1 protein-coding gene is annotated in these 251 nt (G+C 39.8%); it reads left to right on the forward strand.

What is annotated here, in order from left to right; genetic code table 11:
- Nucleotides 1–251, forward strand: a 251-nt coding sequence (locus tag SB724_RS21165; protein ID WP_410572962.1) for a hypothetical protein, incomplete at both ends; no start/stop codon positions are given.

Here is a 251-nt window from a genome sequence, read left to right on the forward strand (position 1 = left end):
GCTGGGCAAGTCTATTATGATATAAGCTTTGAAAATGCGGATGGAAATGGGAGATTGGGATTTCTGCAAAGTAGTAAAGTCTATTATAATCGGGTAGAATTTAAAGGGAATGGAGCTTTGTTCAAAGATCATCAGATGAAAGAGTTGGTCTTTGCTCAGGGCAAAAAATATACGTTGAGCGCTTCTTCGACACAGACGATTACCTCCTCATTTATTGCTCATGCACCCACCTGTGGAGAATGGATATCTAT

This window comes from Bacillus sp. SIMBA_031, from assembly GCF_046535225.1.
Classification (GTDB): domain Bacteria; phylum Bacillota; class Bacilli; order Bacillales; family Bacillaceae; genus Bacillus; species Bacillus velezensis.